General features: G+C 68.0%; 15 protein-coding genes. 7 read left to right on the top strand and 8 right to left on the bottom strand.

The window, feature by feature from the left end; all coding sequences use genetic code 11:
* Nucleotides 1-338: 338 nt before the first annotated feature.
* Nucleotides 339-1,043 carry a Crp/Fnr family transcriptional regulator gene (locus JF542_RS13835; RefSeq protein ID WP_007796746.1) on the top strand — a complete coding sequence of 235 codons (705 nt, stop codon included), beginning with the start codon at nt 339-341 and terminating at the stop codon, nt 1,041-1,043.
* 57 nt (nt 1,044-1,100) lie between these two features.
* Here the strand turns inward: JF542_RS13835 and msrA are convergent, their stop codons facing one another.
* Both msrA and msrB read right to left on the bottom strand, forming a co-directional pair.
* Nucleotides 1,101-1,607, bottom strand: a complete 507-nt coding sequence (msrA, locus tag JF542_RS13830) for a peptide-methionine (S)-S-oxide reductase MsrA (RefSeq protein WP_207076265.1) — start codon at nt 1,605-1,607, stop codon at nt 1,101-1,103.
* A complete protein-coding gene (gene msrB, locus JF542_RS13825; protein ID WP_040544526.1) occupies nt 1,604-2,053 on the bottom strand; it encodes a peptide-methionine (R)-S-oxide reductase MsrB in 450 nt (149 codons plus the stop codon). The genes msrA and msrB overlap by 4 nt, the downstream gene beginning before the upstream one ends.
* Nucleotides 2,054-2,350: 297 nt before the next feature.
* Here msrB and JF542_RS13820 point away from each other — a divergent pair, with 297 nt between their 5' ends.
* Nucleotides 2,351-2,821 (top strand): hypothetical protein, encoded by a 471-nt coding sequence (locus JF542_RS13820; RefSeq protein ID WP_207076264.1) that lies wholly within the window; start codon nt 2,351-2,353, stop codon nt 2,819-2,821.
* 113 nt (nt 2,822-2,934) lie between these two features.
* Here the strand turns inward: JF542_RS13820 and queG are convergent, their stop codons facing one another.
* The gene (gene queG, locus JF542_RS13815) at nt 2,935-3,975 is read right to left on the bottom strand and encodes a tRNA epoxyqueuosine(34) reductase QueG (protein WP_207076263.1); all 1,041 of its coding nucleotides are present in this window, start codon (nt 3,973-3,975) and stop codon (nt 2,935-2,937) included.
* A 299-nt stretch (nt 3,976-4,274) separates the two neighbouring features.
* On the opposite strand from queG, the gene JF542_RS13810 reads away from it, so the two are divergent.
* Nucleotides 4,275-4,799, top strand: a complete 525-nt coding sequence (locus JF542_RS13810; protein ID WP_207076262.1) for a hypothetical protein — start codon at nt 4,275-4,277, stop codon at nt 4,797-4,799.
* Between the two features lie 71 nt (nt 4,800-4,870).
* Here JF542_RS13810 and fzlA read toward each other — a convergent pair whose 3' ends face one another.
* The 3 genes from fzlA to JF542_RS13795 form a co-directional block, all read right to left on the bottom strand.
* A complete protein-coding gene (gene fzlA / locus JF542_RS13805) occupies nt 4,871-5,536 on the bottom strand; it encodes an FtsZ-binding protein FzlA (RefSeq protein ID WP_007796726.1) in 666 nt (221 codons plus the stop codon).
* Nucleotides 5,537-5,648: 112 nt separating this feature from the next.
* Nucleotides 5,649-6,299, bottom strand: a complete 651-nt coding sequence (locus tag JF542_RS13800; RefSeq protein ID WP_207076327.1) for a hypothetical protein — start codon at nt 6,297-6,299, stop codon at nt 5,649-5,651.
* Between the two features lie 25 nt (nt 6,300-6,324).
* The gene (locus tag JF542_RS13795) at nt 6,325-6,609 is read right to left on the bottom strand and encodes a hypothetical protein (protein ID WP_007796719.1); all 285 of its coding nucleotides are present in this window, start codon (nt 6,607-6,609) and stop codon (nt 6,325-6,327) included.
* Between the two features lie 182 nt (nt 6,610-6,791).
* On the opposite strand from JF542_RS13795, the gene JF542_RS13790 reads away from it, so the two are divergent.
* Entirely contained in the window at nt 6,792-7,382 is a 591-nt protein-coding gene (locus JF542_RS13790; protein WP_207076261.1) for a hypothetical protein, read from the top strand.
* A 99-nt stretch (nt 7,383-7,481) separates the two neighbouring features.
* On the opposite strand, the gene JF542_RS13785 is transcribed toward JF542_RS13790, so the two are convergent.
* Nucleotides 7,482-7,979 (bottom strand): ureidoglycolate lyase, encoded by a 498-nt coding sequence (locus JF542_RS13785; protein ID WP_007796714.1) that lies wholly within the window; start codon nt 7,977-7,979, stop codon nt 7,482-7,484.
* Entirely contained in the window at nt 7,976-9,391 is a 1,416-nt protein-coding gene (gene puuE / locus JF542_RS13780) for an allantoinase PuuE (protein ID WP_207076260.1), read from the bottom strand. The genes JF542_RS13785 and puuE overlap by 4 nt, the downstream gene beginning before the upstream one ends.
* 136 nt (nt 9,392-9,527) lie before the next feature.
* On the opposite strand from puuE, the gene uraH reads away from it, so the two are divergent.
* The 3 genes from uraH (at nt 9,528) to JF542_RS13765 (ending at nt 12,005) form a co-directional block, all read left to right on the top strand.
* Entirely contained in the window at nt 9,528-9,887 is a 360-nt protein-coding gene (gene uraH / locus JF542_RS13775) for a hydroxyisourate hydrolase (protein ID WP_007796707.1), read from the top strand.
* A 106-nt stretch (nt 9,888-9,993) separates the two neighbouring features.
* A complete protein-coding gene (locus JF542_RS13770) occupies nt 9,994-10,662 on the top strand; it encodes a response regulator (RefSeq protein WP_207076259.1) in 669 nt (222 codons plus the stop codon).
* On the top strand, nt 10,659-12,005 hold the full coding sequence (locus tag JF542_RS13765; RefSeq protein WP_207076258.1) for an ATP-binding protein: 1,347 nt from the start codon (nt 10,659-10,661) through the stop codon (nt 12,003-12,005). Before JF542_RS13770 ends, JF542_RS13765 begins: the two co-directional genes overlap by 4 nt.
* Nucleotides 12,006-12,043: the final 38 nt, after the last annotated feature.

The raw sequence follows: 12,043 nt of genomic DNA, 5'->3' as shown, positions 1-12,043 counted from the left end.
TAACCACTCCGTGTGCCGTGAGTGACGCTTCGCTCGCCGGATCAGCGCTCGGCGGCATTTATTGTGTAACCAGTGTCTCTTGGCAGGGGCTCGGTTCGGGCGTCGGGGATGCGGCGATCGGACCCAATTTCGCGAATACGCGAGTGTTTTTTCAAGTCGGGGATTTTAACCCTCCTGCCTGGGTTGTATAACGCCTCCGGCGCCGCGGATCCGTGCCGCGCGCCGGAGGCCCTTCATACCCGGGAGCGAGACATGGACCTGCGCAGAGCCGCGCCACAGTTCCCGACACGCCGGGTACCGCCTTCATCTGCCGCTTCCATCGACAATCGCATCCAAGCATGACCCCACGCCTCAAGGTGAGCGCCACCTATCCCGACCTGATCGGCATCTGCCTCCTCAGGGGGCTGTCCGAGGAGGAGCAGCGCGCCTTTCTCGATGCCTGCACACCGCGGCATTACTGCGAAGAGACGACGCTTCTCACCCAGTCCGAACACACCGCCGGGTTCTATATCGTGGCACGCGGCCGGGTGATCATCAGCTTTCTCGATGTCGAGGGGAATCTCAGCGTCATTCACGTGGCCGGCCCCGGTGAGATCATGGGCGATGTCGAATGCCTGTCCGACATGCCTTGCGCCGCGACCTGCACGTCGCTGCCCGATACCACGATGCTTTATGCCCCCGTGTCGCTGCTGCTTGAATACGCCCAGAAACCGCAGGTCATCCGGAACATTGCCCGGATCCTTCATGGGCGACTGGTCCGCGACAACGAGAACCGCGCCGTCGAGCAGTTCCAGACCGTCGATGCGCGGTTGCTGAATTATCTGTGCGTCCTCAGCACCCCCGACGATCCCGACATCCGCATCAGCCAGGCACATCTGGCGACGCTGATGGGGTGCTCGCGGCAGAAGGTGAACCGGATGCTCAAGGATCTTGCCGAGCGCGGCTCGGTCGAACTCGGGCGGGGCCGCATCCGCATTCTGGACCGCAAGAGCATCGGCTGCGAGCTCGAGCAGGGCGATATGACCTACGAGGTGGGCGGCTGAGCCCTCGCGCCCTCCAGGCTGGCAAGGGCGCCCGGAGGCGCCCCCGCCGATAGCAGGTCACTCCGCGGCGTCGCGGCGCGGCAGCACCCATCCCGGGCGCGGATAGTGGCAGGTATAGCCGTTCGGGAACCGCTCGAGGTAATCCTGATGCTCGCGCTCGGCCTCCCAGAACGCGCCCACCGGCTCGACCTCGGTCACCACCTTGCCGGGCCAAAGTCCGGAGGCATCGACATCGGCGATGGTGTCGAGCGCGGTCTGCTTCTGCGCCTCGTCGACATAGTAGATCGCCGACCGGTAGCTCATGCCCACATCGTTGCCCTGCCGGTTCAGCGTGCTCGGGTCGTGGATCTGGAAGAACACCTCGAGGATCTGCCGATAGCTGATCCTTGCAGGGTCGAAGATGATCTCGATCCCCTCGGCATGGGTGCCGTGGTTGCGGTAGGTCGCGTTGGGCACGTCGCCGCCGGTATAGCCGACGCGGGTTGCCTCCACGCCGGGAAGCTTGCGGATCAGGTCCTGTATGCCCCAGAAACAGCCGCCGGCCAGAACTGCACGTTCGCTCATGTCACATCCTCCACCTGGTCGAGATAGGCACCATAGCCTTCCGCCTCCATGTCGTCGCGATGCACGAAGCGCAGCGAGGCCGAGTTGATGCAGTAACGCAGCCCGCCGCGATCCGCCGGCCCGTCGGGAAAGACGTGGCCCAGATGCGAGTCGCCATGGGTCGAGCGCACCTCGACCCGGACCATGCCGTAGGAGGTGTCGCGCAGCTCCTGCACGTGAGCGGGCTCGATGGTCTTCACGAAGCTCGGCCAGCCACAGCCGCTCTCGTACTTGTCCGACGAGGCAAAGAGCGGCTCGCCCGAGACCACGTCGACGTAGATGCCCGGCTCCTTGTTGCCGAGATACGCGCCGCTGCCCGGGCGCTCGGTGCCGTTCTCCTGCGTGACCCGGTACTGCTCGGGATCGAGCGTGGCGATCACGTCGGGATTTCTTTCATAAGTTGCCATTGGCGCCTCCATGATCTGTCTGCCCCTAAGATGGGTCCGATCCGCATCAATGCAAAGCCTGTTTCATCGGCCTGACCCTGCCGTGATCGGCTCCCGGCGGCGGCGGTATCATGCAACCCCGGCTCGCGGCAGCGGAACCGGCGGCAACCCGCCAAAACCCGCCCCCGGGTTTCGGCAATCCGCCGCCCGCAGCGAGCTCGCTTCCCGGCGGCGGGGATCTTTTTCGGCCCTGCGCACTTTATCTCATCGATCGACGCGACGATGCGTCGGGTGAAACGGACCAATGGAGGACCACCGATGACCTTCCGCTTGACCAGGCCAGCCCTCGCCGCCCTGCTGGCGGCCAGCCTTTCCTTCCCCGCGCTCGCGCAGGAAAGCGACACTTCCGAGACCACGCTCCCGCCCAGCGCGCAGGGTGCGGTTGAAACCCAGCTCGGCGCCTCGGACGTGCCCGCGAGCGTCGGCGAGCTGATGTCCGACCTCAGCGGCGACGGCGTCGCGATCCCGACCGGCGACATCGCCGAGGAGACCGAGGTCGAGATCCTGCCGCTCGGCGCGCTCGAGAGCGCCGGCGAGGACCGCGAGGCCGCACTCGACAATGCGCTCGCCCGAGCACGGACCAAGCTCGACATGCTGCAGACCCAGGTGAAGGGCAGCGCGGCACTGAGCGGCGCGCTCGAGGCCGAGGGCTACGACACGGACCGCGTGCTCGGCGTCTACCGCACAGCCGTTCAGGCCATGACGATCCTGATCGACGACCGCGCCTGAGGGCCGGTCTCACCTATCGCTATCGCGCCTGCCGGGATACCCCTGCCCGAGCTCACGATGCAGGCGCGCCCGGCCCGGCCCCTTTGCTCCCGGGGGTCGGGCCTCCCGCCGCTTCACGCGAGCCGCGCCACCGCCCAGCGCGCCGCGTCGCGCACCGTCTCGCAACCATCCTCGCAGAGCGCCTGCACCGCTGACCGCAGCGCCGGATCCCCCGAGTTCCCGATGGCGTAACAGACGTTCCGCACGAAGCGGTCGCGCCCGATGCGCTTGATCGGCGAGCCCGAGAACAGCGCCCGGAACGCCGCATCGTCGAGAGCCGCCAGTTCCGCCAGTTCGGGTGCCAGCAGCTCGTCGCGGGCGTGGTACTTCATCTCCTGCGCCTGCACCGCGAACTTGTTCCACGGGCAAGCGGCGAGACAATCGTCGCAGCCGTAGATCCGGTTGCCCAACCCCGGCCGCAGCGCCTCGTCAACCGGGCCGTGATGCTCGATGGTCAGGTAAGAGATGCAGCGCCGCGCATCGAGCTGGTAGGGGGCCGGGAAGGCATCGGTCGGGCAGACGTCGAGACAGGCCCGACACGAGCCGCAATGGTCGCGCTCGGCCCCGTCCGGCTCCAGCTCCAGCGTGGTGAAGATGGCGCCCAGAAAGAACCACGAGCCCAGCTCGCGGCTCACGAGGTTGGTGTGCTTGCCCTGCCAGCCAAGGCCCGCCGCCTGCCCCAGCGGCTTTTCCATCACCGGCGCGGTGTCTACGAAAACCTTGATCTCCGCGCCGCCGCCCTCGCGCTCGGCCTCGGCGATGAGCCAGCGCCCGAGCCGCTTCAGCCGCTTTTTGACCACGTCGTGATAGTCGCGGTTCTGGGCGTAGACCGAGATCGCCGCCCGGTCGCGCTGCTCGAGCACCGCCATCGGATCATGCCCCGGGCCGTAATTCTCGGCCAGCATGATCACCGAGCGCGCCTCGGGCCAGAGTGCCTTTGGGTCGCCGCGCCAATGCGTGCGCTCCGCCATCCAGCCCATCTGCCCGTGCCGCCCGGCCTCGAGAAACGCCGCCAGCCGCCCTGCCAGCTGCGGCACGTCGCCGGGACGGCAGACCTTGCACGAGGCGAACCCCACCTCCGCCGCTTCCGCCACCAGCTTGCGCTTCAAAGACACCCGCCTGCCCTTCTCTACGTCCAAAATACTCCGGGGGAGTCGCGCCGCGCGCGACGGGGGCAGCGCCCCCTCCCGGCTCTCCGTCTCGCCCTGCCGTAAGGGCGAACGTGCAATGCTGCCGATGACCTTTGACCGGTCATTGCCTGCAATCGCCCTTTAGGGGCCCGGTTCGGGGCCTGTCAACGCATCCCCTCTCCCGGGGCACCCCCATGCCGCGCATCATCGGCACCGGCGCTTGCATCCCGGAGCTGTTTCACGTGATACGGCGCCTCAGCCCCCTCAGACCGACGGTAGCCAGAATGTCCCAGCCCGATCCCTTAAAGACCGACTGCTCGAAATGCGCCGCCCTTTGCTGCCTCGCGCTGGCCTTCGACAAGGGCCGCGACTTCGCCTTCGACAAGAATCCGGGCGAGCCCTGCCGCAATCTCTCGGGCCACAGCTGCGCGATTCACGACCGGCTGAGCGAAGAGGGGTTTCCGGGATGCGTTGCCTATGATTGCCTCGGTGCCGGCAACCGCGTCGTGCAGGAAGTCTTCGGCGGCCAGAGCTGGCAGACCGAGCCGAGGCTGACGCGGGCGATGATGGAGGCGTTCTCGGCCATGCGAGAGGTGCACAAGCGCATCGACCTGCTGCGCGCTGCGCTGTCGCTGTCGCTCGATCCGCGCGCCGACCAGACCTGCCGGGAGTTCCTTGCCCGTCTCGAGCAACATCGCTGGAGCGGGCGCGAGCTCAACGAGTTCGAGGTCGGCCTGGCGCTCGAGATCGACATCTTCGTCTACAGCCTCAAGGACGTGCTGCCGGAAGATTTCTTCGCCGACCGCTGACCGAGAGGATCTCTCGCCGCTTCACGGCGCCGATCGATCAAGCGGCCGTCGGCCGCGTGCCGGTCAGCCCCTCAGAAATCGAGGTCGGCGTAATGCGGCGGCGGCGGGAAGCCGGGGATCTGGTCGGCGAGGATCGAGCGGAAGGCCGGGCGCGACTTGATCTTGGCGTACCAGTCCTTGACCGTCTCCGAGCGGTTCCAGTCCACGTCCGAGATGTAGTCGAGCGCCGACAGATGCGCCGCGGCGGCGAAATCCGCCAGCGTCATCACGTCGCCTGCCAGCCAGCGCCGGTGGTCGAGCAGCCAGGCCATGTAGTCGAGGTGATACTTGATCGCCTTGGCCCCGGCCTTGACGTTGGTGCTGTCCGGGAAGCCCTGCTTCATGATCTTCTTGTTGACGCGTTCGTAGAGCAGCTTCGAGGTCACCTCGTGGTGGAACTTGTCGTCGAACCACGACACCAGCCGGCGCACCTCAAGCCTAGCATCGGCCGAGCGCGGCATCAGCGGCGGCTCGGGGTATTTCTCCTCGATCCATTCGCAGATCGGGGCGCTTTCCGACATCGTCTTGCCGTCGATCTTCAGCACCGGAACCTTGCCAGCCGGGTTGCGGCGCAGGAAGTCGGTGTCCTTCTCCCAGTAGCGCTCTTCGACCAGTTCGCACTCGATCTTCTTCTCGGCAAGGCTCAGGCGAACCTTGCGGCAGAACGGGGACAGCGGCACGTGATAAAGCTTGGCCATGGGGCGATGGTATCCGAGAGGTTTGGGAACTGCGAGCACCTTTGCCCCCAATCCCCCTAGGTTTCAACTGGGCACAGGCGCCCGCGCGATGCGCCGCCTACGTGCCAGTGTCTCAGATAACCTCGATCACGTCCTTGTCGATGGCCAGCATATAGCCGCGCCGGGCGATGTTCTTGACCAAGAGCTCGCTGACCATCTGGTTGCCGAGCCCGTCGCGCAGGCGCTTGATGCGGGTGGCGCCCGCCGCCTCCTCGCAATCGCCGGCGTCGCGCCCCGAGATCATCGCCTCGATCTGCGCCCCCGAGAGCATCTCATCATCCATCCGCGCCTCGGCCAGCACCGCCAGCGTCTCGACCATCGCCTCGGTGAGCTTGAAGCCCATGGTGTTGAGATAGACGGTGTTCTCCTCGCGGCTGATGATCAGCGAGCTGACCTGGATGCCCGAACGCTCGATCTGCGCCATGCGGCGGTTGAGGATCACCAGCATGACAAGGAACACCAGCGCCGCGACAAGCAGCGCCGTGGCGAAGACCAGCAGCACGAAGATCACCATCCGGTAGCTCGCCAGCGTGTCCGAGAACGCGGTGCCCGACTGGGCAAGGATCTCGAGCAGCTTGACCTCGGCCTGCCCGGTGAGCGTGTCGTTCTCGATGAACAGCCTCTCGACGCGGGCGTTGAAGGCGTTGGCGTCCGGCAGGGTGAACATCAGCAGCACGCCGGCACCGACCAGCAGCACCACGATGGCGGCGATGCCGACTCCCACCAGCCGCGCGCCGGTGCGTCTTGCGTCAGTAGCGGAGGTAGTACTCACCGGCGTTGGCCCTCTTGCTGTCACCGGGTTCCTTGGTCGAAAGCCCGACCACGTTCAAGAGCGTCCAGCCATCGCGGGCCAGGGCGGCGGAGAGTTGCTCTGCCGCGGCGCCGCTGCCGGGGCAGTCCCCCGGCAGGCGCGAGATGCCGTAATGCAGGCGCAGCGGGCTGTCCTGCTTGGCCTTGTACTCGACAAAGCAGTCGGCCCGCGCGGCGGCGGGCAGGACGAGCGCCACAAAGAGGGGAAGAAGGATGCGTTTCATGGCCGCGACCCTGCGCCCGGGCCGGGTGCAATTCAATAGCAGAGCGCCTGAAACCGGCCGGTTATCCGATAACCGGGGGCCGATATTGCCTGAAATCGCGTGTCCGGCCGAGGGTCGGGACAGGGCGTCGGCCAGAACGGCGGCGCCACTCGTCACGACAGACACGCCAACAGGAGACCCCCATGTCCCGCAAGTTCATCGCCGCCGTTCTGGCCGCTTCGCTCGCCATCACCACCTTCTCCGCCGCGCCCGCCCGGGCCGACGGCAAGGATGCCCTCAAGCTGATAGGGGCCGCGGGCGCGCTCTACCTTCTCGGCAATTCGATCGCGCAGGCCCGTGAGCGGGCCGAGGACGAGCGCAAAAAGGACAAGCGGAAGAAGGAAGAGAAGGCGCGCCAGGAAGCGCATGCGAAGCAATGGCGCGAGCGGCACGAGAACCGCCGCGACGAACGCCACGACGCCCGCCGCACAGATCCGCCGCGCGTCGTGGGGCCCGCCTTCGGTCAGCGCCGCGATGCGCAATACGTGCTGCCCGCGCGCTGCATGATGCGCATCGACGGTGGCGGCAGCCGCTACGCCTTCGACCGCGACTGCATGACCAATGCCGGGGTCCGCACCAGCCGCCTGCCCGATGCCTGCGAAATGTATGTGCGTGACGGTGGCCGCAAGGAACGCGCCTTCGACGGCGCCTGCCTGCGCCGGAACGGCTACGGGCTCGAGGCGGTGCGACAGTCCGGGCCGAACCTGCCGCGCCCCTATCGCCGCCAGTACTGAGACCAGCAGACAGCGGCACCGGCGTGGAGTCCCGTCCGCCCGGTGTCGCAGCGCGCGGGGTGCCGAGCAGGCCCCGCGCGCTCTTTTTTGCGGTCGCTCTTACGCCGGTGCCCGGGGTGCGGTGATCGTCACCGGCGTGTCGAGCCAGTGTTCCTCGAGATTGGGCGTGCCCCCGATCCGGTCGACCACGGCGAACATTCCCGGCGCGTGCAGCGGCGTCAGCACCCCGTGCCATGTGCCGCGATAGAGGTTGATCCCCTGCCCCGGCGCTGCGAGGAAAGCCGAGATCTCTCCCGGCTCCGCCCCGGCTTCGGCAACGATCACCAGCCACGGGTTGCGGTGCATCGGAAGGAAAGCCTGGCTGCCCTCGGGGTGCCGCTCGACCATCTCGAGCAGGTAGGGCAGATCGCGCGGCACCGCGTCGAACAGGCTGATCCCGGCACGGCCTTCGGGGCCGAAATCCATCGAGGCACGGTCATGGTAGCGGCCGCAAAGGCCTTGGTTGATGATCTTGTCCGGATCGCCGGAGATCTCGAGCACGTCTCCGAACGGCGCGAAGGCGCCGGCGGTCAGCGGCTGTGCAACGATGGTCTTCATGACAGCACGCTTTCCAGCCGCAGCCGGGCGATGCGCTCGACCTGCCGGCAGGCTTCCCTGAATTCGGTTCCGGTGTCGTTTCCGAGACGGCGCTCGAAGGCCGCAAGAATGCCGGTCTTGTCGTGATCGCGCACCGCGATGATGAAGGGGAAGCCGTGCTTCTCCATGTAGGCGGTGTTGAGCTCGGTGAACCGCTGGCGCTCGGCGTCGGTCAGCGCATCGAGCCCGGCGCTGGCCTGTTCCGAGCTGCTGTCCTCGGTCAGCCGCTTGGCGGCGGCGAGCTTGCCGGCAAGGTCGGGATGCGCGCGCAGCACGCCCATGCGCTCGTCGCCGCTGGCGCTGCGCAGCACCCGCGCCAGCGCGTTGGCAAGACCCGCCGGCGTGTCATGCGCCGGGCCAAGCTCGAGCTCGAAGGCGCGCTCGGCAACCCAGTCCGAATGCTCGACGATGCCGCCGAACCGCGCCACGAAGGTGGCGCGATCCATCAGGCTCGGGCGGTCACGCTTCACCGGCGGGTGGGTCGCGGCCCAGTGCTCGGCGATCTCGATGCGGCGCGGGGTCCAAACCCCGTCGAAGCCGGCAATATAGTCGAGGAAACGCTTCAGGCCCGCCACCTTGCCCGGACGACCGATCAGCCGGTTGTGCAGCCCGATCGAGACCATCGCCGGCTTGCCCGCCTCGCCCTCGGCATAGAGCGTGTCGAAGCTGTCCTTGAGATAGGTGAAGAACTGCTCCGCCTCGATCCAGCCCGGGCTGACCGAGAAGCGCATGTCGTTGGCCTCGAGCGTGTAGGGGATGATCAGCTGGTCGGTGCCGTCGATCTCGAGCCAGTACGGCAGATCGTCATCATAGGTGTCGGAGATATAGGCGAACTGGCCGGTCTCGGCGGCCAGACGCACGGTGTTCTCCGAGCAGCGCCCGGTGTACCAGCCGCGCGGCGGCTCGCCCACCACCTCGGTGTGCAGGCGGATCGCCTCGGCGATGGCAGCGCGCTCTTCCTCCTCGGGCATGTCCTTGTGCTCGACCCACTTGAGGCCATGGCTGGCGATCTCCCAGCCGGCCTCCTTCATCGCCTCGACCTGCTCGGGGTTGCGCGCCAGCGCAGTCGCGACGCCGTATATCGTCAGCGGGATGCCGGCGCCAGTGAACAGCCGGTGCAGCCGCCAGAACCCGGCCCGCGCGCCGTACTCATAGATCGACTCCATGTTCCAGTGCCGCTGGCCCGGCCACATCGCCGCGCCGGGGATGTCCGACAGGAAGGCCTCGGAGGCGGCATCGCCGTGCAGGACGTTGTTCTCGCCGCCCTCCTCGAAGTTCAGCACGAACTGCACCGCGATCCTGGCATTGCCGGGCCATTTCGCGTCGGGGCGGTCCGCTCCGTAACCGATCATGTTGCGGGGGTAACGCTGCATCTGGCCCCTCCTTGGCTTGGGTCGTGTTGTCATCTTCGGGTAATCGCGCTCTAACCGGGACGGAACCGCAAAGGACCGGCACACAGGCGCGGCGATGCCCCGCTTATCCGCCCTGCCCAAGAAAGGAGCAAGAGGAATGGCCGACGGATACCTCACCACCCACGTGCTCGACACCGCCCGGGGCGTTCCCGCCGAAGGCGTGAAAATCGCGCTCTACAAGGTTTCGGGCAATTCCCACCGCAAGATCGCCGAGACGGTGACCAATGCCGATGGCCGCACCGAAAGCCCGATCCTGCCGAAGGACCAGTTCAAGACCGGCACCTACGAGCTGGTCTTCTTTGCCGGCGCCTATCTCAAGGCCACCGGCCAGTCCGGCGCCGAGCCGCTGTTCCTCGACGAGATCCCGCTGCGCTTCGGCATGGCCGACCCGGACGCGCATTACCACGTGCCGCTGCTGCTCTCTGCCTACGGTTATTCCACCTATCGCGGCAGCTGAGCCGCCCCGCCTCACCGGATCGTGCAGCGCCGCGGCTTGCCCCGCGCTGCACCCGGAGCGTACCCCTGTTCCCGACCCTGAAGGCCGGACCCGAGGACCTACCACGATGCGCATCCTGATCGTCGAGGACGATGCCGTGCTCGGCGACGGGCTGAGCGTCGGGCTGCGTCTGTCGGGCTTCTCGCCCGAACTGGTGGAGACCTGCGCCGACGCCCGTCACGCCATCGCCATGGAGGGATTCGAGGCGGTCGTGCTCGACCTGATGCTGCCCGACGGTTCCGGGCTCGAATTGCTGCGCGAGTTGCGGCAGAGCGGCTCGGACATGCCGGTGCTGATGCTCACCGCACGCGACGGGCTAGATGACCGGGTCACCGGGCTCGATGCCGGGGCCGACGACTATCTCGGCAAGCCCTTCGAGCTGCCCGAGCTCTCCGCCCGCCTGCGGGCGCTGACCCGCCGCGCACAGGGCCGCGCCGAGAACCTGCTGCACTGGAACGGCCTCGCGCTCGACACCGCAAGGATGAGCGGGAGGCGCGGACCGGAAGAGATCGCCTTCTCACGCCGGGAATACACCGTGCTGGCCGCACTGATGGAGCGCCCGGGCAGCATCCTGTCGAAGGCGACGCTCGAGGAGCGGCTCTATGGCTGGCAGGAGGATGTCGAGAGCAACACCGTCGAGGTGCATGTCCATCACCTGCGCGCCAAGCTCGGCAGCGGCTTTATCCAGACCGTGCGCGGGGCCGGCTACCGGCTGGCCCCGGAGGCCGCGACATGAGCTCGATCCGCGGCCGGCTTCTGGCGATCCTGCTGCTGGCAACCGGGGTGATCTGGCTCTCGGCGGCGCTCTGGACGCAGGTCTCGACCCGCGCGCAGGTCATCCAGGTGCTCGACCGGCGGCTCGAGGAATCCGCCCGCATGGTCGCCTCGCTGATCCGCGAGGGCGGGCTGAGCGTGGATCAGGCGGCGCAGGCGGCCCGCATGGAGCGCGCGGATGCCGACGGGTTTCACCTCCTGCACCAGCTGTCCTGCCAGATCTGGGGCCTCGACGGCACCTTGATCAGCGAAAGCGCCGGCGCTCCCGAGGGCCGTCTCAGCGAGACCGGCGGCGGGTTCAGCGAAAACGAGGTCGATGGCGAGCTTTGGCGGGTTTTCACGCTTGCCGACCCCGAGCTCGACTTTCGCGTCATGGTCGGCGACGCGCAGGCGATGCGCGACCAGCTGGTGCGCAACGTGACGCTGGGCCAGCTCGCCCCGACCGCCCTGATGCTGCCGCTGCTGGCGGCGCTGATCTGGCTCACCGTGGGGCGCGGCCTGCGCCCGCTCGACCGGCTGGGTGCGGCGCTCTCGAACCGGCCCGCCAGCGATCTCGGCCCGCTCGACGAGGCCCCCGCCCCGCGCGAGCTGCGCCCGATGATCGCGGCCCTCAACGGCCTGCTGCGCCGGGTCGATGCGGCGCGCGACCGCGAGCGCAGCTTCACCGCCTTTGCCGCGCACGAGCTGAAAACCCCGCTCGCCGGGCTGCAGACGCAGGCCGAGATCGCCCGCATGGCGCCCGACACCGCCACCCGCACGCGCGCGCTTGTGCAGATCGAGCAGGGCGTGAAGCGCACCGACCGGATGGTGAAGCAGCTCCTCGCGATGACCGCGGTCGAGCACCCGCCGGGCGCGGCCTTCGGCGCGCCACAGGACGGGGCCGCGCTGCTGCAGGCCGTGGCCGACGACCTCGCGCCGCTGGCCGGGCGGCTGGGGGTGGGCCTGCAGGTCTCTGCCCCGTCCGGGCTCTGGTCCACCGCCGAGACCACGCTGCTGCAGACCGCGCTGCGCAATCTCGTCGAGAACGCACTGCAGGCCTCGCCCCGCGGCGAGACCGTCTCCGCGGCGCTTTCGCACGAGGGCGCGGGCGCGGTGTTCGAGATCCGCGACCGCGGTCCCGGCATTTCCGACGCCGAGCGCCCGCATGTCACCGAGCGGTTCTTTCGCGGGGCGGGCGCCACCACCAGCGGCAGCGGGCTGGGTCTTGCCATCGTGGCCACCGCGGCCGCGCGCATGGGCGGGTCGCTCCACCTCTCTCCGCGCGAGGGCGGCGGCGAGTGCGCGCGACTGATCCTGCCACGCTGAGCGCATCGCGCTTATGGACAGGCGGGGCGGCAGGGACT

The organism is Salipiger bermudensis (assembly GCF_017309175.1).
Taxonomy (GTDB): Bacteria; Pseudomonadota; Alphaproteobacteria; order Rhodobacterales; family Rhodobacteraceae; genus Salipiger; species Salipiger bermudensis.
The sequence above is the reverse complement of the archived record's forward strand: the minus strand, read 5'-3'. Positions and strand labels throughout refer to the sequence as shown.